Annotated in this window: 20 protein-coding genes; 16 read left to right on the forward strand and 4 right to left on the reverse strand. The window is 68.9% G+C overall.

The features are described 5' to 3' along the window. The first annotated feature begins 2 nt into the window (after positions 1 to 2). The 3 genes from VAR608DRAFT_RS27045 to VAR608DRAFT_RS27055 are packed head-to-tail and all read left to right on the forward strand — an operon-like array spanning position 3 to position 2,978. Entirely contained in the window at positions 3 to 932 is a 930-nt protein-coding gene (locus VAR608DRAFT_RS27045; RefSeq protein ID WP_088956878.1) for an ABC transporter permease, read from the forward strand. Beyond that, positions 932 to 1,726, forward strand: a complete 795-nt coding sequence (locus VAR608DRAFT_RS27050; RefSeq protein WP_088956879.1) for an ABC transporter ATP-binding protein — start codon at positions 932 to 934, stop codon at positions 1,724 to 1,726. The genes VAR608DRAFT_RS27045 and VAR608DRAFT_RS27050 overlap by 1 nt, the downstream gene beginning before the upstream one ends. A gap of 25 nt (positions 1,727 to 1,751) precedes the next feature. Beyond that, the gene (locus tag VAR608DRAFT_RS27055; protein WP_088956880.1) at positions 1,752 to 2,978 is read left to right on the forward strand and encodes a Glu/Leu/Phe/Val dehydrogenase dimerization domain-containing protein; all 1,227 of its coding nucleotides are present in this window, start codon (positions 1,752 to 1,754) and stop codon (positions 2,976 to 2,978) included. Positions 2,979 to 2,984: 6 nt separating this feature from the next. Here VAR608DRAFT_RS27055 and VAR608DRAFT_RS27060 read toward each other — a convergent pair whose 3' ends face one another. Further along, complete coding sequence (locus tag VAR608DRAFT_RS27060) at positions 2,985 to 4,505, reverse strand: helicase HerA-like domain-containing protein (protein ID WP_088956881.1); 1,521 nt, start codon at positions 4,503 to 4,505, stop codon at positions 2,985 to 2,987. A 106-nt stretch (positions 4,506 to 4,611) separates the two neighbouring features. Between VAR608DRAFT_RS27060 and VAR608DRAFT_RS27065 the strand changes: the two genes are divergently transcribed. The 11 genes from VAR608DRAFT_RS27065 to VAR608DRAFT_RS27115 all read left to right on the forward strand — a co-directional run bounded on the left by VAR608DRAFT_RS27065 (position 4,612) and on the right by VAR608DRAFT_RS27115 (position 14,849). Continuing rightward, the gene (locus tag VAR608DRAFT_RS27065; protein ID WP_088956882.1) at positions 4,612 to 4,923 is read left to right on the forward strand and encodes a phosphopantetheine-binding protein; all 312 of its coding nucleotides are present in this window, start codon (positions 4,612 to 4,614) and stop codon (positions 4,921 to 4,923) included. A 3-nt stretch (positions 4,924 to 4,926) separates the two neighbouring features. Next, positions 4,927 to 5,565 (forward strand): hypothetical protein, encoded by a 639-nt coding sequence (locus VAR608DRAFT_RS27070; protein ID WP_088956883.1) that lies wholly within the window; start codon positions 4,927 to 4,929, stop codon positions 5,563 to 5,565. Positions 5,566 to 5,578: 13 nt separating this feature from the next. Then, complete coding sequence (locus VAR608DRAFT_RS27075; RefSeq protein ID WP_231972972.1) at positions 5,579 to 7,282, forward strand: AMP-binding protein; 1,704 nt, start codon at positions 5,579 to 5,581, stop codon at positions 7,280 to 7,282. Between the two features lie 55 nt (positions 7,283 to 7,337). After that, the gene (locus VAR608DRAFT_RS27080; protein ID WP_088956885.1) at positions 7,338 to 8,318 is read left to right on the forward strand and encodes an acyl-CoA synthetase; all 981 of its coding nucleotides are present in this window, start codon (positions 7,338 to 7,340) and stop codon (positions 8,316 to 8,318) included. Positions 8,319 to 8,334: 16 nt separating this feature from the next. Then, complete coding sequence (locus VAR608DRAFT_RS27085; protein ID WP_231972973.1) at positions 8,335 to 8,925, forward strand: LolA-related protein; 591 nt, start codon at positions 8,335 to 8,337, stop codon at positions 8,923 to 8,925. Next, the gene (locus VAR608DRAFT_RS27090; protein ID WP_088956887.1) at positions 8,925 to 11,312 is read left to right on the forward strand and encodes an MMPL family transporter; all 2,388 of its coding nucleotides are present in this window, start codon (positions 8,925 to 8,927) and stop codon (positions 11,310 to 11,312) included. The genes VAR608DRAFT_RS27085 and VAR608DRAFT_RS27090 overlap by 1 nt, the downstream gene beginning before the upstream one ends. Beyond that, entirely contained in the window at positions 11,312 to 12,160 is an 849-nt protein-coding gene (locus VAR608DRAFT_RS27095; protein ID WP_088956888.1) for a polysaccharide deacetylase family protein, read from the forward strand. Before VAR608DRAFT_RS27090 ends, VAR608DRAFT_RS27095 begins: the two co-directional genes overlap by 1 nt. Positions 12,161 to 12,197: 37 nt before the next feature. Then, positions 12,198 to 12,947, forward strand: a complete 750-nt coding sequence (locus VAR608DRAFT_RS27100; protein ID WP_088956889.1) for a class I SAM-dependent methyltransferase — start codon at positions 12,198 to 12,200, stop codon at positions 12,945 to 12,947. After that, entirely contained in the window at positions 12,944 to 13,399 is a 456-nt protein-coding gene (locus VAR608DRAFT_RS27105) for a hydroxymyristoyl-ACP dehydratase (RefSeq protein WP_088956890.1), read from the forward strand. The genes VAR608DRAFT_RS27100 and VAR608DRAFT_RS27105 overlap by 4 nt, the downstream gene beginning before the upstream one ends. 9 nt (positions 13,400 to 13,408) lie before the next feature. Further along, positions 13,409 to 14,140 carry a 3-oxoacyl-ACP reductase FabG gene (gene fabG / locus VAR608DRAFT_RS27110; protein ID WP_088956891.1) on the forward strand — a complete coding sequence of 244 codons (732 nt, stop codon included), beginning with the start codon at positions 13,409 to 13,411 and terminating at the stop codon, positions 14,138 to 14,140. 106 nt (positions 14,141 to 14,246) lie between these two features. Continuing rightward, positions 14,247 to 14,849 (forward strand): DUF2652 domain-containing protein, encoded by a 603-nt coding sequence (locus tag VAR608DRAFT_RS27115; RefSeq protein ID WP_088956892.1) that lies wholly within the window; start codon positions 14,247 to 14,249, stop codon positions 14,847 to 14,849. Between the two features lie 46 nt (positions 14,850 to 14,895). Here VAR608DRAFT_RS27115 and VAR608DRAFT_RS27120 read toward each other — a convergent pair whose 3' ends face one another. Genes VAR608DRAFT_RS27120 through VAR608DRAFT_RS27130 form a run of 3 tightly spaced genes read right to left on the reverse strand, consistent with a single transcriptional unit; the run spans position 14,896 to position 17,481 of the window. Beyond that, positions 14,896 to 15,672: a glycosyltransferase family 2 protein gene (locus tag VAR608DRAFT_RS27120; RefSeq protein WP_088956893.1), complete on the reverse strand. Its 777-nt coding sequence runs from the start codon at positions 15,670 to 15,672 to the stop codon at positions 14,896 to 14,898. Beyond that, positions 15,639 to 16,484 carry a lysophospholipid acyltransferase family protein gene (locus VAR608DRAFT_RS27125; RefSeq protein ID WP_231972975.1) on the reverse strand — a complete coding sequence of 282 codons (846 nt, stop codon included), beginning with the start codon at positions 16,482 to 16,484 and terminating at the stop codon, positions 15,639 to 15,641. The genes VAR608DRAFT_RS27120 and VAR608DRAFT_RS27125 overlap by 34 nt, the downstream gene beginning before the upstream one ends. Then, complete coding sequence (locus VAR608DRAFT_RS27130) at positions 16,453 to 17,481, reverse strand: chorismate transformation enzyme, FkbO/Hyg5 family (RefSeq protein ID WP_088959002.1); 1,029 nt, start codon at positions 17,479 to 17,481, stop codon at positions 16,453 to 16,455. Before VAR608DRAFT_RS27130 ends, VAR608DRAFT_RS27125 begins: the two co-directional genes overlap by 32 nt. A 211-nt stretch (positions 17,482 to 17,692) precedes the next feature. On the opposite strand from VAR608DRAFT_RS27130, the gene VAR608DRAFT_RS27135 reads away from it, so the two are divergent. After that, entirely contained in the window at positions 17,693 to 18,418 is a 726-nt protein-coding gene (locus VAR608DRAFT_RS27135; RefSeq protein WP_088956894.1) for a YebC/PmpR family DNA-binding transcriptional regulator, read from the forward strand. Between the two features lie 25 nt (positions 18,419 to 18,443). Beyond that, positions 18,444 to 19,733 (forward strand): phosphoribosylamine--glycine ligase, encoded by a 1,290-nt coding sequence (gene purD, locus VAR608DRAFT_RS27140; protein ID WP_088956895.1) that lies wholly within the window; start codon positions 18,444 to 18,446, stop codon positions 19,731 to 19,733.

Raw genomic sequence — 19,733 nt, forward strand, 5'->3', positions numbered from 1 at the left:
CCATGTCGCTCATCGCTTCGCTCGGCGCCATCGAGATCGGTCTGATCTTCGGACTGGTCGCGCTCGGCGTCTACCTGTCGTTTCGCATCATCAACTTTCCGGACCTGACGGTCGACGGCAGCTTTCCGCTCGGCGGCGCCGTCGCGGCGGCGCTGATCGTGGCGGGTTGGAATCCCTTCGCCGCGACGGGCGTGGCCATCGCCGCCGGCGCGCTGGCCGGCTGGCTCACCGCGTGGCTGAATGTGCGGCTGCGCATCATGCAGCTGCTCGCCAGCATCCTGGTGATGATCGCGCTGTACTCGGTCAACCTGCGCGTCATGGGCAAGCCCAACGTGGCGCTGATCGACGAGCCCACGGTGTTCAGCATGCTCGCCTTCGGCGGCATGCCGGACTACCTGCTCAAGCCGCTGCTGCTGCTGGCCATCGTGGTCGCGGCCAAGGTACTGCTGGACCTGTTCTTCGCCTCCGAAGCGGGGCTGGCGATGCGGGCCACCGGCGGCAATCCGCGCATGGCGCGTGCACAGGGCATCTCGACCGATCGCCAGACGATCTGCGGCCTGGCGCTGTCGAATGCGCTGGTCGCGCTGGCGGGGGCGCTCTTCGTGCAGAGCCAGGGCGGCGCGGACATCTCGATGGGCATCGGCACCATCGTGGTCGGGCTCGCCGCGGTGATCATCGGCGAAACCATCCTGCCGGCGCGCAGCCTCGTCGTGACCACGCTGGCCTGCGTGCTCGGCGCGGTGCTCTACCGCTTCTTCATCGCGCTGGCGCTCAACAGCGACTTCATCGGCCTGAAGGCCCAGGACCTGAACCTGGTGACGGCCGTACTCGTCGCATTCGCGCTGCTCGTGCCGGCCTGGAAGCGCAAGCTGCCGGTGCGCCGGGCGGCCGCGCGCACCGTTTCTTCGATCGCTGCCAAGGGGGTCCGCTGATGTTGCACGCCAAGGGTCTCGAAATCACCTTCAACCCGGGCACGCCGATCGAGAACCGCGTGCTGCGCGGGCTGGACCTGAAGATCCCGACGGGCCAGTTCGTCACCGTGATCGGCTCCAACGGCGCGGGCAAGTCGACCTTCCTGAATGCGGTGAGCGGCGATCTGCTGGTCGACCGCGGCACGATCCACATCGACGGCGAAGACGTCACGCGACGTGCCGCATGGCAGCGTTCGGACATGGTGGCGCGCGTCTTCCAGGACCCGATGGCCGGCACCTGCGAGGCGCTCACGATCGAGGAGAACATGGCGCTGGCCTGGAAGCGCGGCGCGCGCCGCGGCTTCGGCTTCTCGCTCACGCGCAGCCTGCGCGAGTTCTTCCGCGAGAAGCTCAGCATCCTCAACCTCGGCCTGGAGAACCGGCTGGCCGACCGCATGGGCCTGCTGTCGGGCGGACAGCGGCAGGCGGTGAGCCTGCTGATGGCCTCGCTGCAGCCGTCGCGCATCCTGCTGCTCGACGAGCACACGGCGGCGCTCGATCCGAAGACGGCCGCCTTCGTGCTGGACCTCACCGCGCGCATCGTGGAGGCCGGCAAGCTCACCGCGATGATGGTCACGCACAGCATGCGGCAGGCGCTGGACTACGGCAGCCGCACCGTGATGCTGCACGAGGGCCGCGTGATCCTCGACGTCGCGGGCAAGGACCGCACGGGCATGGACGTGCCCGACCTGCTCGACATGTTCGAGAAGACGCGCGGCGAAAAACTCGACGACGACAAATTGCTGCTCGCCTGAATTCAATGAATCCTGAAAGACAGAAATGAAAGAACTGCTGACCCGTTTCGAGAACAAGGCGCCCGAGATCGTCTTCGAATGGCACGACGCCGAAACGCCCGCCAAGGGCTGGGTCGTCATCAATTCGCTGCGCGGCGGTGCCGCCGGCGGCGGAACGCGCATGCGCGCCGGTTTGGACCGGCGCGAGGTCGAATCGCTGGCCAAGACCATGGAGGTCAAGTTCAGCGTCTCCGGCCCGGCCATCGGCGGCGCGAAGTCGGGCATCGACTTCGACCCGGCCGATCCGCGCAAGAACGAGGTGCTGCGGCGCTGGTACAAGGCGGTGACGCCGCTGCTCAAGACCTATTACGGCACCGGCGGCGACCTCAACGTCGACGAGGTGCACGAGGTGATCCCGATCACCGAGAGCTATGGTCTCTGGCATCCGCAGGAGGGCGTGGTCAACGGGCATTTCGCGCCCAGCGACAGCGAGCGCATCCAGAAGGTCGGCCAGTTGCGCATGGGCGTGGCCAAGGTGGTGGAAGACCGCCAGTATTCGCCCGACATCGCGCGCCGGTACGTGGTGGCCGATCTGATCACCGGCTGGGGCGTGGCCGAGTCGGTGCGGCACTACTACCGCCTGTACGGCGGCGGCGTCGCCGGCAAGCGCGTCATCGTGCAGGGCTGGGGCAATGTCGGCTCCGCCGCGGCCTACTACCTTGCGCAGGCCGGCGCGAAGGTGGTCGGGATCATCGACCGCGAAGGCGGGCTGCTGAATCCGGACGGCTTCAGCTTCGAGCAGGTCCGCCAGCTCTTCCTCGACAAGAAGGGAAACCAGCTGTCGGCGAAACACATGCTGCGCTTCGACGACATCGACAGCCTCGTCTGGAGCGCGGGCGCCGAGATCTTCCTGCCCTGTGCCGGCTCGCGGCTCGTGACGCGCGAGCAGGTCGGGGCGCTGGTCGAAGGCGGGCTCGAAGTGGTCTCCAGCGGCGCGAACGTGCCTTTTGCCGACCGCGAGATCTTCTACGGCCCGATCTACGAAGAGGCCGATTCGCAGGTCGCGGTGATCCCCGACTTCATCGCCAACTGCGGCATGGCGCGCGCGTTCGCATTCCTGATGGCGGGCGATGCGGAGCTGTCCGATGCAGCGATCTTCGGTGACGTGTCGGCCACGGTGGCTGCGGCGCTCGAACGCTGCCATGCCCGTTCCAGCGGGCGCACCGGGATCGCGCGCATGGCTTTCGAGAACGCGCTGACCCAGCTGATCTGAGGCCTGTCAGCGCTTCTTCGGGCCGAAGATGCTGCCGAGCACGCCGCGCAGGATTTCCCTGCCGACGGTCGTGCCCATGGTGCGGACGGCGGACTTGGCCATGGTCTGCGCGAGGCCGTCGTGCCGGCCGCCGCGCGGACCGACCGAGCCGAACAGGATCTCGTTGACGGTGTTCATCACGCCGCTGCCTGCATCCTGCGGCGCCGCCGCGCCCGGTTTCGCGGTGCCGGCCACGGGTGCGTCGGGCGCGCTCGCGGCGCGGCCTTTGAGCTTTTCATAGGCCGACTCGCGGTCCACCGCCTTTTCGTAGACGCCCGCGACCAGCGAGTTCGCGATGAGCGCCTGGCGCTCGGCGGAGGTGATCGGCCCGATCTGGCTGCCGGGCGGCAGCACGTACACGCGTTCGGTCACGGACGGGCGGCCCTTGTCGTCGAGGAAGCTGACCAGCGCCTCGCCGACCGCGAGCTCGGTGATGGCCTTCTCGATGTCCAGGCCTGGCTTCTGGCGCATCGTCGTCGCGGTCGCCTTGACCGCCTTCTGGTCGCGCGGCGTGAAGGCCCGCAATGCGTGCTGCACCCGATTGCCGAGCTGGGCCAGCACCGAGTCGGGGATGTCCAGCGGGTTCTGCGTGACGAAGTAGACCCCCACGCCTTTGGAACGCACCAGCCGCACCACCAGCTCGATGCGCTCGATCAGGGCCTTGGGCGCCTCGTTGAAGAGCAGGTGGGCTTCGTCGAAGAAGAACACCAGCTTGGGCTGGTCCGGGTCGCCGATCTCGGGCAGGTGCTCGAACAGCTCCGACAGCAGCCACAGCAGGAAGGTCGCGTAAAGGCGCGGCGAATTCATCAGCTTGTCGGCCGCCAGGATGTTCACCACGCCCTTGCCACCCTCGGTCTGCATGAAGTCGGCGATGTTGAGCATCGGTTCGCCGAAGAACTTGTCGCCGCCCTGGGTCTCGATCTGCAGCAGGCCGCGCTGGATCGCGCCGATGCTGGCTGCGCTGATGTTGCCGTACTGGGTGGTGAACTGGCTCGCGTTCTCGCCGACGTACTGGAGCATCGCGCGCAGGTCCTTGAGGTCGAGCAGCAAGAGGCCGTTGTCGTCCGCGATCTTGAAGACCAGGTTGAGCACGCCCGACTGGGTGTCGTTGAGGCCGAGCATGCGGCCCAGCAGCAGCGGCCCCATGTCCGAAATGGTGGCGCGCACCGGGTGGCCCTGTTCGCCGAACACGTCCCACAGCGTGACGGGGCAGGCGAGGGCTTCGGGTGCATCGATGCCGCGGTCCTTGAGCGACGCGGCCATCTTCTCGCCGATGCTGCCTTTCTGGCTGATGCCGGTCAGGTCGCCCTTGACGTCGGCCATGAACACCGGCACGCCGATGGCGGAGAGCTTCTCGGCCATCGTCTGCAGCGTGACGGTCTTGCCGGTGCCGGTGGCCCCGGTAATCAGGCCATGGCGATTGGCCAGGCCCGGCAGCAGGTTGCATTCGATCGCGTCGTGGCGGGCGATCAGGAGGGGGTCGGCCATGGGGGATTTCCGGTCGTTGCGAGAGGAGCCAGTCTAGCGAAGCGGCCTCCCTATAATTCCAAAAACCCGAGCGATAGTTTTTCACAAGTTCCTCCGGAGTTCACTTTTGTCATCGACCGCACAATCTCCCATTCCCGCCACTGGCGACGCTTCCGAACAGTCCCCCCTGGAGAATGAACTGGCCGTGCTGCTGGTCGAATCGCTCAACCTTGAAGTTGCACCTGCCGACATCGCGCCCACCGCGCCGCTCTACGGCGAAGGCCTGGGTCTGGACTCGATCGACATCCTCGAAGTGGCGCTGGAGGTTTCGCGCAAGTACGGCTTCCAGCTGCGTTCGGACGACGAGCGCAACCAGCAGATCTTCTCGTCGCTGCGCAGTCTCGCGGCGCATGTCGCGCAGAACCGCGGCGCTTCCTGACCGATGTCCCGTTGGCGCATGGCGCTCCTGCTGATCGCGGGGGTGGCCTATGCCTGTGTCTCCCACTGGATGATGCTCTACCACCCGGCAGAGCCGTGGGCGATCGTGGCGCTGCTCGGCCCGCTGTGGCTCACGGCCCTGGGCCTCGCGGGCAGCCGCTTCGGGAACCGGGGTCTGGCGCTCGCGGCGATCGGCGGCGTGCTTTTGTTCGCGCTGGTCATCCACGGCAACGCGGGCGACACGAACCGGCTCTACATGCTGCAGCACGTCGGCATCAATGCGCTGCTGTGCGGATGGTTCGGCGGCTCGCTGCGCCGCGGCAGGCTCTCGCTCATCGGGCAGTTCGCGCAGCGCGTGCACCCGCTGACGCCGGACCAGGTGGTCTACACCGCACAGGTCACGCGGGTCTGGACGCTCTATTTCGCCTTGATGGCGGTGGCTTCCGTCATCGTCTTCGTGACGGAGCCGTTCGCGGTCTGGTCGGTGCTCGCCAATCTGCTGACGCCGCTCTTGATCGGCGCGCTCTTTGTCGGCGAATACCTGCTGCGCTACCGGATTCACCCCGAATTCGAACGCACCCGCCTCGTGGATGCGGTGCGTGCCTTCTACAGCACGCCGGTCGATGACACCGCCCGGCGTTGAACCGGACACTGCGGTGACATCCAAATCCTACCTGCCGCTGATCGCGGACCGTGATCTCGACCAGCCGATTGCCTGGCGCGCCGGCGTGCCCGTGAGCGCGCGCCAGTTCCTCGCCGACGTGGCCCGCTTCGCGCCGCAGTTGCGCGACGGCGGCCCGGTCGTGAACCTGTGCGTGGACCGCTACGCCTTCACCGTCAGCCTCGCGGCGGCGCTGGTGCGCGGAGAAACCAGCTTCCTGCCGCCCGATGCGCGGCCCGACACGCTCGCGCGCCTGCACGAAGTGGGCGATCCGGCATTCGCGGTGATCGACGACGCGGCGATCGGGACCCCCGGCCTTCCGAGCGTCATCTTCGACAAGCACGCCGCCGCGGACCGGTCGGCCGACGTAGCGATGCCCGTCCTCGACCGCGACATGCACGCGGTCAGCCTGCTGACCTCCGGTTCCACCGGCGCGCCGCAGCCGCACGCGAAGACCTGGGGCACGCTGGTCGGCAACATCGCCACCGCGGCCCGGCGGCTGTCGAGCCTGCTGGGCCGTCCGTCGCTCGCCGGCCTGACGGTGGTCGCGACGGTGCCCGTGCAGCACAGCTACGGGCTCGAATCCTCGGCGCTGCTCGCGCTGCTGGGCGGCGCCGCGTTCGACAGCGGCCGTCCGTTCTTCCCGGCCGACGTGGCGAAGGCGCTGGCCTCGGTGCCGCAGCCGCGCGCGCTGGTGACCACGCCTTTCCATCTCAAGACCCTGCTGCTTTCCGGCATCGAACTGCCGCCGGTGGACCTGATCCTGTCGGCCACCGCGCCACTGTCGCCGCAACTCGCGGCGCAGGCGGAGCAGGCGATGGGCGGCAAGCTGATCGAGATCTACGGCAGCACCGAATCCGGCCAGGTCGCGACGCGCCAGCCGACGCAAAGCGAGGTCTGGGAGACCTTCGGCGAGATCCGTGTCCGGCGCGAGCAGGACCCGGCCGGCAACGAGCGCTTCGTCTTCTCGGGCGACTTCATCGCCGAGCCGACGCCGATGGCGGACATCCTCGAACTGCAGGGCGACCAGCGCTTTCGCCTGCTGGGCCGCGCGAACGACCTCATCCACGTGGCAGGCCGGCGCAGTTCGCTGGGCTATCTCAACCACCACCTCAACAGCATTCCGGGCGTCGTGGACGGAGCCTTCTGGCTGCCGGACGACGTGGTCGACGGCGTGGTGCGGCCTGTGGCCTTCGTGGTGGCGCCGACGCTCGACGCCCAGGCGGTCATCGCGGCGCTGCGCGAGCGCATCGAGGCGGTGTTCGTGCCGCGGCGCGTGGTGCACGTGAATGCCTTCCCGCGCGAAGGGACGGGCAAGCTCACCGCCCGGTCGCTGCGCGAGTTCGCACTGGCGCACCTGGCATCGGACACGACGCCGGTGCAACTCACGCGCGAGGTGCCCGAGGACCACCCGGCCTTCGCCGGCCACTTTCCGGGCCAGCCCCTCCTGCCCGGCGCGCTGCTGGTGGCGGAGGTGCTCGAAGCGGTGCGCGGCGTGCCGGCCCTGTCGGCGCGCCTGGGCCCGACCCCGACGCTGGCGGCGGCCAAGTTCCTGTCGCCGGTGCGGCCCGGCAGCACGCTGGCGATCGACCTCGTTCCCGAAACCGGCGCGTCGCGCGGACTGCGTTTCGAAGTGCGCTGCGGCGATGTCGTCGCCGCGAGCGGGCGCTGGATCCCCAGCGTCGGCAACCAAGCATGAGCCGCCCGGCCGCCCGTAGGCGAATCCCGAAGCGCCGCTGCGCGAGGTTCGTCCAGTGAGCGGTTCGCCGCCAGAGGGCGGCGATTCGCGACCGCGACAGGCCGATTGGGCGCGCGCGCCCGAGCGCAGCAACATGCTGGCGCTGCAGCTCATCAGCTGGATCGCGCTCAAGCTCGGCCGGCCGGTCGCGCGGCTGGTGCTGCATCCGATCGCGCTCTATTTCCTGCTGTTCGCGCCGACGCCGCGCCGCCACATCAAGCGCTACCTGTTCCGCGCGATCGGGCCGCAGGCGGGGTGGGGCGACGGCTATCGCCTGCTGCATGCCTTCGCCTCGACAGTGCTGGACCGCATCTATTTCCTGCGCGGCCGCATGGACCTCTTCGACGTCCGCGTACGCGGCCACGAGGCGGTCGAGGCCGAGGTGAACGCGGGGCGCGGCGCCTTCCTGCTCGGCGCGCACGTCGGCAGCTTCGAGGCGCTCGGCGCCACGCGGCAGACAGAAGGCGCACCCGCCGACTTGCGGCTCGCGATGCTGATGTACCAGGACAACGCGCAGCAGATCAGCGCCTTGCTCGGCGCGATCAGCCTGCCCGAGCATCGGCCGCACATCATCGCGCTGGGCCGTCCGCACGCGATGCTCGAGCTGCGCGACTGGCTCGACTCGGGCGGCCTCGCCGGCCTGCTGGCGGACCGCACGCTCACCGGCCCCGACGAGGCCGGCCAGCAGCGGGGCAGCAGCATCGAGCTGCCCTTCCTCGGACATCCCGCGGTCTTCAACGACGGGCCGTTCCGTCTTGCCGCACTGCTGCGCCGCAAGGTGTTCTTCATGGCGGGCCTGTATGTGGGCGGCGCCCGCTACGATGTGCTGTTCGAGCCGCTCGCCGACTTCAGCGAGCGTGCGCGCGATCCTGCCGAGCGCGAACGGCGCATCCGCGCGGCGCTCGAAAGCTACGTGGCGCGGCTCGAGGCGCTGTGCCGCGCGTATCCGCACAACTGGTTCAACTTTCATGATTTCTGGCTCGAAGATTCGGATTGATCGCTGCTGCAGGGCGATGCTCGCGGCGCTGACGCTTGCGCTGTCGGCGTCCTCGGTCTGGGCGTTCGACCTGCCCGAGCTGATGGGCCTCTTGGCGCAGCGCAAGAGCGGGGACGCCACCTTCACCGAACAGCGCTTCGTGCGCGGCCTCGAAGGCCCGCTGGACGCCAGCGGCGTGCTGAGCTTCACCGCACCCGACCGCCTGCTGCGCCGCACGCTCTCGCCGCGCCCCGAGACGATGAGCGTGGAAGGCAACACGCTGACGCTGTCGCGCGGCGGCCGCACGCGCACGATGGCACTCGACAGCATGCCGGAGCTGCTCGGCATGGTCGAAGCGATGCGCGGCACCCTGAGCGGCAATGCCCAGAGTCTTCAGCGCTATTTCCGCAGCTCCCTCAGCGGCAGCAGCAACGACTGGGCGCTGGAGCTGCAACCGATCGACGAGCGCCTCGCCGCACAGGTGCGCAGCATGCGCCTGACCGGCCGCGGCGGCGACGTGCTCGGCATCGAGATGGAGTTCATCGGCGGCGACCGCTCGGTGATGAACATCACGCCCGAGCGGCGCGCGGGCAACGCGCCGGGGGCGCCGGCGCGATCCACGCCGTGATGCGCGGCGCTTCCCAGGCGGGCGGGCGTCCCGCCAGACACGCGCTGTGGCTCTGGCTGGTGCTGCTGGCCGTGGGTGCCGTGATCATTGCGCGTTCGCATTTCAGCGCGGATCTCTCCGCCTTCCTGCCGAAAAGCCCGGACGCGCGGCAGCGGGTTCTGATCGAGCAACTCCAGAGCGGCATCGCCTCGCGCACCGTCTTCATCGGCATCGAGGGCGGCAAGGATGCGGCGCAGCGCGCCGGGGTGTCGCGTGCGGTCGCATCGGCGATGCGGCAAAGCGGTCTCTTCGACCAGGTCCAGAACGGCGACACCAGCGAATGGCAGGCCTCGGGCAGCTGGGTCCTCGACCATCGCTACCTGCTGTCGCCCGATGTCACGCCGGATCGCTTCACCGCAGATGGCCTGCGCGATGCGATCGTCGACACGCTCTCGATGCTCGGAACGCCCGCCGGCAACGCCCTCAAGCCGCTGCTCGCGCGTGACCCGACGGGCGAAACGCAGCGCATCGCCGAAGCGTTGATCCCCGCGAGTTCGCCGCGCAGCGAGCAGGGCGTGTGGGTGTCGCGCAGCGCGCCGCGCGCGTTGCTGCTCGCGACCACGCATGCGTCGGGCAGTGACCTCGATGCGGTCGCGAAGGCGATCGCGCAGGTGCGCGGCGCCTTCGACGCGGCCACGCAGGGGCTGTCCGGCGACCGGCCGCGCCTGCAAATGACCGGCGCGCCGATCTTCTCGGTCGAGAGCCGCGACCAGATCAAGTCCGAGGCGATCCATCTCGCGGCGGTGGGCGGCATCGTGATGGGGGCCTTGCTGCTGCTGGCCTTCGCGTCGCCGCGTGCGCTCGTCGTCGCTTTTCTGCCGGTCGCGACCGGCGTGGTGTGGGGCACGGCGACGGTCAGCCTCGTGTTCGGCACCGTGCACGGCCTCACGCTGGGCTTCGGCAGCACGCTGATCGGCGAGACGGTCGACTACGCGATCTACTACCTGATCCAGGCGCGCGGCGCGGCCACGCCGGGCACCGGCTGGCGGCGCTGGCGCGACATCCATTGGCCGACGGTGCGGCTCGGGCTGCTGACCTCGGTCTGCGGCTTCGCTGCGCTGGTGTTTTCCGGATTTCCGGGGCTGGCGCAGCTCGGCGTGTTCTCGCTCGCGGGGCTGATCGCGGCGGCGCTCGTGGCGCGCTTCGTGCTGCCGATCCTCGCGCCGGACGGCGCCACCGGCATGGGCATGCGAGCGCAGATGGCGCGCATCGCGGGCGTGGGGGTGCGGACTCTGCCGCGCCTGCGCTGGGTGTTCGCGGGGCTCGGTGTCGCCGCGCTGGCGCTGGTGACATGGCAGGGCGGGGACCTGTGGCGTGCGAATCTCAGTGCGATGAGCCCGGTGCCGCAGGCCGCGCAGAAGCTCGACGCCGAACTGCGCTCGGACATCGGCGCGAGCGACGGCGGCACGCTGATCGTGATCCAGGGTGCGGACCTGCAATCGGCCCTGCGCACCACCGAGGCCGCCGTCGCGCGGCTCGACGCGCTGGTCGACAAGGGCGATCTCGCGGGCTACGAAACCGTCACGCGGCTGCTGCCGAGCGAAGCGGCGCAGAAGGCGCGGATCGCGAGCCTTCCCGACGCGGACACCTTGCGCACGCGGCTCGCCGAGGCGACGCGCGGGTTGCCGCTGCCCGCATCGCGGCTCGAACCCTTCGTTGCGGATGTGCAGGCGGCCAAGGCCCTCCCGGTGATCGAGCGGGCCGATCTGAAGGGCGGTCCGCTCGATGCGGTGCTCAGTGCGCTGATGTTCGAGCGCAAGGGTGGCGGGTGGTCCACGCTGATTGCGCTGCATCCGGGCGCGGGCTTCGATGCCGGCCGGCTCGCGGCCGCGCTCGACGGGGTGCCGGACGTGCAGGTCGTCAACGTGGGCGACGAGCTGGCGAACCTCTATCAGCGCTATCTGCACGAGGCCTTCGTCCAGGTGATGCTCGGCGCGCTCGCGGTCTTGATCCTGCTCGGCGCCTACCTGCGCTCGGGGCGCCGTCTGCTCGCGGTGTGCCAGCCGCTCGCGGTGGCGGTGGTGCTCACGTTGGGCGGCATGGCGGCGCTGCATGTGCCGCTGGGCATCCTGCACCTGGTGGGGCTGCTCCTGATCGTGGCGGTGGGTTCGAACTACGCCTTGTTCTTCGACCAGTTGCGCGAGACCGGCCGCGCCGACGAAGACACGCTCGCGTCGTTGATGCTGGCGAACCTGGCGACGGTGATTTCGTTCGGCCTGATCGCGATCTCGAACATTCCTGCGCTGTCCTCGATCGGCCGCGTGGTCGCGCCCGGCGCCTTGCTGGCGCTGCTGCTCTCGGCCGCTTTCGCGCGCGCGACCGCGCCTGTCGCCGACAGGGTGCGCTGATGGGAAAATCGCGCAGCCGCATGTCCCAAGTCCTTTCCCCATCCAACCGCGAATCCTGGCCATGGCCGCCGGTCATCCAGGCCAGCGCCGTCGTGCACGTCGCGGCCGTCGGCGCGGGGCTTCTCGTGCCGGGCGCGTGGCCCTGGGCCATCGGCGCGCTCGTGTTGAACCATGCGGTCATCACCGCGGCCGGGCTGACGCCTCGCAGCGGCCTGCTGGGCCCCAACGTCACGCGGCTGCCGGCCGGCGCGGCGGCGCGGCGCGAGATCGCGATCACGATCGACGACGGACCCGACCCGGAGGTCACGCCGAAGGTACTGGACATGCTGGGCGCGCACCGCCAGCGCGCGACCTTCTTCTGCATCGCCGAGCGCGTGCTCGAGCACCCGGCTCTCGCGCGCGAGATCGTCGCGCGCGGCCACAGCATCCAGAACCACACGGCGCGCCACCGGCACAACTTCTCCTTGCTCGGGCCGCGCGGGTTCGCGCACGAGATCTCGCGCGCGCAGCAGGTGCTGGAGGAAGTCACCGGGCAGCGTCCCACCTGCTTTCGTGCACCTGCCGGGCTGCGCAATCCCTTCCTGGCTCCGGTGCTGCATCGCATGGGCCTGTCGCTCGTGAGCTGGACGCGGCGCGGCTTCGACACCCGCGAGGGCAACGCCCAGACCGTGCTCGCGCGGCTCACCAAGGGGCTCGAGGCAGGCGACATCCTGCTGCTGCACGACGGCCATGCCGCGCGTACCCCGCAAGGGCAACCGGTGATCCTCGAAGTGCTCCCCGAGCTGCTGGCGCGGTTGCAGGCCGACGGTCTGCGCGCCGTGACCTTGCCGGAGGGCCTGTCGGCATGAGTCGCCGGTCGGTTGTCGCGTCCCCCAGAGTTCCTTCATGAGTGCGCCGATTTCCACGGACGCCGCGTGGCGTCGATTGCATGAGCGCGCGAGCGCGCCCTATAGGAAGGCCGGCAATTTCGCCTGGCGTTTCGCCCGCGGCAAGCTCGGGCGTGATCCTGTCTTCCGCGGGCTGATCGAGCGCGGGCTCATCGGCGAAGCCCGGGCGCGCGTGGTCGACATCGGCTGTGGACAGGGGCTGTTCGCGAGCCTCCTGTCGGCCATGAGCGTGATGCAGGCGAAACCCGGCGAATGGCCGGCCGCGTGGCCCGCCACGCCGGCGTCGCCAAGCTACACCGGCGTCGAACTGATGCCCAAGGACGTGGCGCGCGCCGAGTCGTCGGTGGGCCATCTCCGGCCGGTGCCCCGGTTCGTGTGCGGCGACATGTGCACGACCGAGCTTCCCGCAAGTGATCTCGTCGTGATCCTCGACGTGCTGCACTACGTGGACCTCACGGCGCAGGAGGGCGTCCTGCGCCGCGTGCGCGACGCCCTGCAGCCCGGCGGCCGGCTGCTGCTGCGCATCGGCGATGCGGCCAGCCGGCGACGTTTCGCGATCAGCCAATGGGTCGACCGCACCGTCACGCGCATCCGCGGGCACCGGGTGTCGCCGACCTGGGGCCGGCCGCTCAAGGACTGGAAGGCGCTGCTGGAGCGCCTCGGCTTCTCGGTCGAAAGCATCCCGATGAGCGAAGGCACGCCCTTTGCGAACGTGCTGCTCGTGGCCGACCTCAAGGATTCCCGATGACCGCACCTCAAACCATGGACCGGGCCGGCATCGCCGGCCGCATTCCGCACAGCGGCTCGATGTGCCTGCTGGAGCGGCTGGAATCGTGGGATGCGAACCGCATCCATTGCACGACGACCACGCACACGCGTGCGGACAATCCGCTGCGCACCGCGAGCGGCCTGCTCTCGCCGAACCTCGTCGAATACGCGGCGCAGGCGATGGCGCTGCACGGCGGCCTGCTGGCGCCGGAAGACAGCGAGCCCTCGGCCGGTTTTCTGGCGAGCGCGCGGGGCGTGCGGCTGGCCGTCGAGCGCATCGACGACGTGGCCGGCGCCTTGCATGTGCACGCCGAACGGATCTCCGGCGACGCAACGCAGATCCTCTACGAATTTGCGGTGAAGGACGGGCAGGGCCGGGCGCTGGCCGAAGGCCGCGCCGTGGTCGTGCTCAACACCCCGCTTGCCAACTGAAGGAAGTCCATGACCCTCACAGGAAAACGCGCGCTGGTGACCGGCGCCAGCGGCGCGCTCGGCGCTGCGATCGCGCAGCGCCTTGCGCGCGATGGTGCAACGGTGCTGCTGCATGCGAATTCGCGGCCCGAAGCGGTGGAGCAGCTCGCGGCCACGATCGCAGCCGCCGGCGGCAAGGCGGAATGCGTGGTGTTCGATCTGCGCAGCGACGAGGCCGCGCGTGCGGCCTGCGAGCGCATGCTCAAGGACGGTCCGGTCCAGATCATCGTCAACAACGCGGGCGTTCATGACGACGCGGTGCTCCCGGGCATGCAGCCCGAGCAGTGGCACAAGGTGATCGATGTGTCGCTCAACGGATTCTTCCGCGTGACGCAGCCGCTGCTGCTGCCGATGCTGCGCACGCGCTGGGGGCGCATCCTGAACATTTCCTCGGTCGCATCGCTGACCGGCAATCGCGGACAGGTCAACTACGCGGCGGCGAAGGGCGCGCTCAACAGCGCGACGAAGTCGCTGTCGCTGGAAGTGGCGGCACGCGGCGTGACGGTGAACGCGATCGCGCCCGGCATCATCGCCTCGCCGATGGCCGACGGCGTGTTCGACGCGGCGACGATCAACCAGCTGGTGCCGGCGAAACGCGCCGGCACGCCGGAGGAAGTGGCCGCGCTGGCCGGTTTCCTCGCCAGCGACGAGGCCGCCTACATCACGGGGCAGGTCATCTCGATCAACGGCGGGATGATCTGAATTCCAACGGCCTGCGGCCGGGGACGTTCTGCGCTACCCTTTGGTCGCTGCGATCGCTGCGATCGCTGCGATCGCAGCGATCGCGGCCGCAGCAGGGGAGTGAGCCATGGCAGAGTCCTCGAACTTTTCCAACGTCCTGTTCTTCATCCCCGACATCGGCGGATTCACCCGGTTCGTCACGGAGACCGAGATTAGCCACAGCCAGCACATCATTCGCGAACTGCTGGAGCTGCTGGTGGATTCCAACGAGATCGGTCTGGAGGTTTCCGAGTTCGAGGGCGATGCCGTGCTCTTCTTCCGCACGGCGCCTCCCACCCTGGAAGAACTCCTGGCGCAGGCCAAGAAGATGTTCCTGAATTTTCACGCGCACCTGAGAGAGCGGGAAAGGGAGCGGGTCTGCCAATGCGGCGCCTGCGCCCGGATGCACCAGCTGACCCTGAAGTTCATCGCGCACAGCGGCCCGGCATCCACCATGGAGGTCAAGGGACATTCGAAATTCATCGGCCGGAGCATCATCGTTGCGCATCGGCTGCTGAAGAACTCGGTACCTGCGCCCGAGTACCTGCTGATCACGCAGGAAACGCTGGATCACCTGAACGACCGGTCTGCGCTGCCGGTGCCATTCGAGAGCGGCAGCAACCGCTACGATGAGCTCGGCGAAGTCGCCTATCGCCATCATTCGATGACCTGCTACCTGGACGAGCTGTAAGCGGCACAAAGCTGGCGCAAACCGTTGAAGCGTAGGGAAACTCGATTCAGGGCTGGAACGGCGGCGCGCGGCGCAGCCTGCGCCACAGCAGACCGGGCAGCCTGGCGATGAACTCGATCACCAGGCGCGTGTGCATCCAGGTCAGCAGCACGTTGTCGCGCCCATAGCGGAAGTGCGAGACACCGCCTTCCTCGGCGCTGAGGTATTTCACCGGCGCGTCGATGTTGACCGGCTTCACGCCGCGCCAGGCGAGCCGCACCACGGCCTCGGTGTCGAAGTCGAAGCGGCGCATCCAGGGCTGCGCTTCCATCACCGCCAGCAGTTCGGCAAGGGGATAGACGCGAAAGCCATACAGCGAATCGCCGATGCCGGCGAACAGGGTCTCGAGCTGCGTCCAGCCGTTCGAGATGCGCCGGCCGCGCACGCGCAGCAGCGGGGCGCTCGCATCGAACACCGGGCGGCCCAGCACCATCGTCTCGGGGCGGCCCATGGAGGCCTTCATGAAAGCCGGAATCAGGTCGGCGGGATGCTGGCCATCCGAGTCCATGGTCAGCACGTGCGTGAAGCCGGCGGCCCGCGCCGCGCGCAATCCGTGCAGCACGGCGGCACCCTTGCCCTGGTTGGTGGGAAGGATCGAAACGCGCAGGCCGGGTTCCGATGCCGCCAGCGCCTGGAGCCGCTCGCCGGTGCTGTCGGTGCTGCCGTCGATCACGACCCACACCGGATTCCATTGCGCGCGGGCGGCCGCGACCGTCGAGAACAGGCGCTCACCCGTGTTGTAGCTGGGGATCAGGACAAGGTGGGTGCGCGAGACGTCTGGCATGCGGCTTGCGCATCCGGGGAGCGCTGTTCCATGGATTGGCGGAAATACTGTTCGAGCTGGTTCAACAGCGCGTCGCTGTGCTGCGAAGGCGCGAAGCGCTGGCCCAGGCGCAGCCGGAAGACGATGGGCAGCGGCGGCACGCGCCACAGCGGCCAGCCCTTGGCGAGATAGGGCGAATCGGTGTCGATGAAGACCGTCTGGATGGGCGACTGCGCGAGCTTGGCGATCAGCGTGACGCCGGGCCTGAATGCGTTGAGCGGCGGCGTCACGGTTCGTGTCCCCTCGGGAAAGATCACGAGCTGGCCGCCATTCCTGAGGTCCTCGACCGCGAGCTTGACCATCGTGCGGGCCGAGTCGTTGCGGATGTAGCGCGCCAGCCGAGCACCCGCGCCGAGGAAGACGTTGCGCATCAGGTCGGCCTTCATGATGCAGGCGCTGCGCGGCAGCCTGGCCACCAGCAGCAGGGCGTCCAGCATGGTGGGATGGTTGGCGACGAAGATCAGTCCGCGCTCGTTGCGCAGGGCGTCGAGGCAACTGGCGTCGATGCGCATCATGCCGCACAGCGATGCCGAGGCCCAGAAGGCGCGGTACGCGTGCGCGATGACACGCCGGCCCAGCGTGCGCCCGGTCTCCGCCGGCAGCACCGGATACAGCAGCATCGCGACCAGGTTCCAGACGAGCGACACCATGCCCAGCAGCGCGAGCAGCGCATAGAGCGGCAGCGCGAGCGCCATCGAGAGTGCCAGACGAAGCGGCCGGGTCATCGCGTGAAGGGGGTGCTCAGCCGCGCAGCGCACCGCGTGCCACGGCATGGGCCTCGATCTCCACCAACAGGTCCTGGCGGCAGATGTCGGCTTCGAGGAACACGGCATGGCCGAGCGTGTGGGCCGTGGGGCCGAGCGACTCCTGCATGACCTGCCGCACGACCGAAGCATCGGCCGCGTTGCGCACATAGACCACGCAGTCGAGCGCCGCGAGGTCGAAGCGCGCCGTGGTGCGCTCGTTGGCCGCGGCGATGACCGCGCGCAGGTTGCGCAGGGTTTCCTCGGTCTGGGCCAGGATCTCGCCCTCGTGCACCGTCTCGTGGCCGACGATGCTCGCCGTGCCGGAGATGAACAGCGCAACGTCGCCGCCGCCGATCTCGGCGAGCGCTGCCCTCGAGAACGTCGGCGCGCGGGGTCCGTAGGTCTTGGGATAGTGGTAGGCCGAAACCTGTCGCGGGTTCTCGACCGGCACCGGCGCGCTGCGTCCGGCCAGGAAGCGGATGCACAGGGCGCCCTGGTGAATCCCGAGCGCGCACGCGGCCGGAGCGCCTTCGAACGCGGCCTGGCCGGCCTCGACGAAAGCCTCTTGCCGGCCCAGGTTGAACTGGCGGTAGCGTTCGAGGCCGCCGCCGTCGCCGTTGATCTGCGGCAGGTAGTTCCAGATGCGCAGCAGGTGCGCACAGCCGGTCTGCTCGAGCGACTCGAACAGGTCGTGGTAGGCCCGCTGGGAAAGGGCGGCGAGGCCCTGCTTCTCGGCCGACTCGTCGAGATCGATGGCGCCGAGCATCCAGTGCCCGTCGCAGCGCCAGCGCACCACGCCGGTGGTGCCGGACTCGATGTGCTCGCTGGCGTGCCAGACGTCCGCCATCGCGCTCGAGGAGAGCACGCGGGCGTTCACGGTCGACATCCATGCCAGGCCGTCGGGCGTGCCGTAGCCGAGCGCGCCGAACGGTGGGGATCCGCCGGCCGCGAGTGCCAGGCTGTCGGAGAGGGAAAGGCGCTCAACGCGCAGGGGCGGCGCCCCAAGGGGTTCTCGTGCTGTCACTTGGTCGGTGCGGCGTGTGCGGGCGTGGTGGAAGAAGTGCTCATGCAGGCGGCTGGGTTGCCGGAGCAAGGAGCCCGGCAGAGTGCGTCTTTCAGCGCCGGGATTATCCCAAAAAGGCATCCGGTTCCCTGACATCGGCGCAGGCGTCGTTCGCGCCGGACAGTAAACTCGCTCTTTGCTTTGAAAACACAAGACAGCGAGAGTTAAAGCCATGGCCGGACACAGCAAATGGGCGAATATTCAGCATCGGAAAGGCCGGCAGGACGAGAAGCGAGGCAAGCTCTGGACCCGCGCCATCCGTGAAATCATGGTGGCGGCCAAGGCCGGCGGCGGCGACCTGAGCGCCAATCCGCGGCTGCGGCTGGCGGTCGACAAGGCCAAGGCGGTCAACCTGCCTGCCGACACCATCAAGCGCAACATCGACAAGGCCACCGGCAACCTCGAAGGCGTGAACTACGAGGAGATCCGCTACGAGGGCTACGGCATCGGCGGCGCGGCGATCATCATCGACACCATGACCGACAACCGGGTGCGCACCGTGGCCGAGGTGCGCCACGCCTTCACCAAGCACGGCGGCAACATGGGCACCGAGGGCTCGGTGGCCTTCCAGTTCAAGCACTGCGGGCAGTTCATCTTCGCGCCGGGCACGAGCGAGGACAAGGTGATGGAAGTCGCGCTCGAGGCGGGCGCCGAGGACGTCGTCACCGACGACGACGGTGCGATCGAGGTGCTCACCGCGCCCGGTGATTTCGAAACCGTCAAGAACGCCCTGGAAGCCGCGGGCCTCCAGCCCGACGTGGCCGAGGTCACGATGCGGGCCGAGAACACCATCGAACTCGCCGGCGAGGACGCCGCGAAGATGCAAAGACTGCTCGACGTCCTGGAGGACCTCGACGACGTGCAGGATGTCTATCACAACGCTGCGCTCCCCGAGTAAGGGAAGCGCCAACGAAAGCACGCGAATGAAGGTACTGGTGATCGGGGGCGGGGGCCGCGAGCATGCCCTGGCATGGCGGCTGGCGCAGGCCCAGCGCGTGAGCAAGGTGTATGTGGCGCCCGGCAATGGCGGCACGCGCGCGGATGCGCGCTACGAGTGCGTCGACCTCTCGGAGCCCGCCGCGCTGCGCGAGTGGGCGCAGAAGGAAAAGATCGCGTTGACAGTCGTCGGCCCCGAGGCGCCGCTCGCCGCCGGTGTCGTGGACGAGTTCCGCGCGCACGGCATGCGCATCTTCGGGCCTACCAAGGCAGCCGCGCAACTCGAGAGCTCCAAGGCTTTCTCGAAGGCGTTCATGAAGCGCCACGGCATCCCCACGGCAGAGTACGAGTCGTTCACCGACGCCGCCGCCGCGCACGCTTATGTCGATGCCAAGGGCGCGCCGATCGTGATCAAGGCCGACGGTCTTGCGGCCGGCAAGGGCGTCGTGGTCGCCGCCACGCTGGCCGAGGCGCACGAGGCCATCGACTTCATGCTGCTGGACAACAAGTTCGGCGTCGCCCACAACGAGGGCGGCGCGCGCGTCGTCATCGAGGAGTTCCTCCAGGGCGAGGAGGCGAGCTTCATCGTCCTGTGCGACGGCAAGAACGTCATTGCGCTCGCCACCAGCCAGGACCACAAGCGCCTGCAGGACGGCGACCAGGGGCCGAACACCGGGGGCATGGGCGCCTACTCGCCGGCGCCGGTGGTCACGGCCGAGGTGCACGCGCGTGCGATGCGCGAGATCATCCTGCCGACCATCCGCGGCATGGAGAAGGACGGCATTCCGTACACCGGCTTCCTCTATGCCGGACTCATGATCGACGCCACGGGCCACCCGAAGACGCTCGAATTCAACTGCCGCATGGGCGACCCTGAAACGCAGCCCATCATGCTGCGGCTCAAGTCGGACCTGTTCGAAGTCTTCTGGCATGCCACCGACGGCACGCTGGACCAGGTCGAACTCGAATGGGATCGCCGCGTCGCGCTCGGCGTGGTGATGGCCGCGCACGGCTATCCGCTCGCGCCGCGCAAGGGGGATCGCATCCAGGGCATTCCGGCCGAAGCGCCCGATGCGGTGGTCTTCCATGCCGGCACCACGCTGGAAGGCGGCGAACTCAAGACCAGTGGCGGCCGCGTGCTCTGCGTGACCGTGCTGGCCGACAGCGTCAAGCAGGCGCAGCAGCGTGCCTACGAGGTCGCGGCGCGCGTTCACTTCGACGGCGCCCAGTACCGCAAGGACATCGGGCACCGTGCCGTGCACGCGCGCGGCGCCTGA

The organism is Variovorax sp. HW608, from assembly GCF_900090195.1.
GTDB lineage: Bacteria > Pseudomonadota > Gammaproteobacteria > Burkholderiales > Burkholderiaceae_C > Variovorax.

Coding starts and splice junctions, on each gene's coding strand:
- VAR608DRAFT_RS27070 (WP_088956883.1), top strand. CDS start 4,927: ATGTCCCGTTGGCGCATGGCGCTCCTGCTGATCGCGGGGGTGGCCTAT.
- VAR608DRAFT_RS27045 (WP_088956878.1), top strand. CDS start 3: ATGTCGCTCATCGCTTCGCTCGGCGCCATCGAGATCGGTCTGATCTTC.
- VAR608DRAFT_RS27085 (WP_231972973.1), top strand. CDS start 8,335: ATGCTCGCGGCGCTGACGCTTGCGCTGTCGGCGTCCTCGGTCTGGGCG.
- VAR608DRAFT_RS27060 (WP_088956881.1), bottom strand. CDS start 4,505: ATGGCCGACCCCCTCCTGATCGCCCGCCACGACGCGATCGAATGCAAC.
- VAR608DRAFT_RS27095 (WP_088956888.1), top strand. CDS start 11,312: ATGGGAAAATCGCGCAGCCGCATGTCCCAAGTCCTTTCCCCATCCAAC.
- VAR608DRAFT_RS27125 (WP_231972975.1), bottom strand. CDS start 16,484: ATGCCGTGGCACGCGGTGCGCTGCGCGGCTGAGCACCCCCTTCACGCG.
- VAR608DRAFT_RS27090 (WP_088956887.1), top strand. CDS start 8,925: ATGCGCGGCGCTTCCCAGGCGGGCGGGCGTCCCGCCAGACACGCGCTG.
- VAR608DRAFT_RS27105 (WP_088956890.1), top strand. CDS start 12,944: ATGACCGCACCTCAAACCATGGACCGGGCCGGCATCGCCGGCCGCATT.
- VAR608DRAFT_RS27135 (WP_088956894.1), top strand. CDS start 17,693: ATGGCCGGACACAGCAAATGGGCGAATATTCAGCATCGGAAAGGCCGG.
- VAR608DRAFT_RS27120 (WP_088956893.1), bottom strand. CDS start 15,672: ATGCCAGACGTCTCGCGCACCCACCTTGTCCTGATCCCCAGCTACAAC.
- purD (WP_088956895.1), top strand. CDS start 18,444: ATGAAGGTACTGGTGATCGGGGGCGGGGGCCGCGAGCATGCCCTGGCA.
- VAR608DRAFT_RS27050 (WP_088956879.1), top strand. CDS start 932: ATGTTGCACGCCAAGGGTCTCGAAATCACCTTCAACCCGGGCACGCCG.
- VAR608DRAFT_RS27100 (WP_088956889.1), top strand. CDS start 12,198: ATGAGTGCGCCGATTTCCACGGACGCCGCGTGGCGTCGATTGCATGAG.
- VAR608DRAFT_RS27055 (WP_088956880.1), top strand. CDS start 1,752: ATGAAAGAACTGCTGACCCGTTTCGAGAACAAGGCGCCCGAGATCGTC.
- VAR608DRAFT_RS27115 (WP_088956892.1), top strand. CDS start 14,247: ATGGCAGAGTCCTCGAACTTTTCCAACGTCCTGTTCTTCATCCCCGAC.
- fabG (WP_088956891.1), top strand. CDS start 13,409: ATGACCCTCACAGGAAAACGCGCGCTGGTGACCGGCGCCAGCGGCGCG.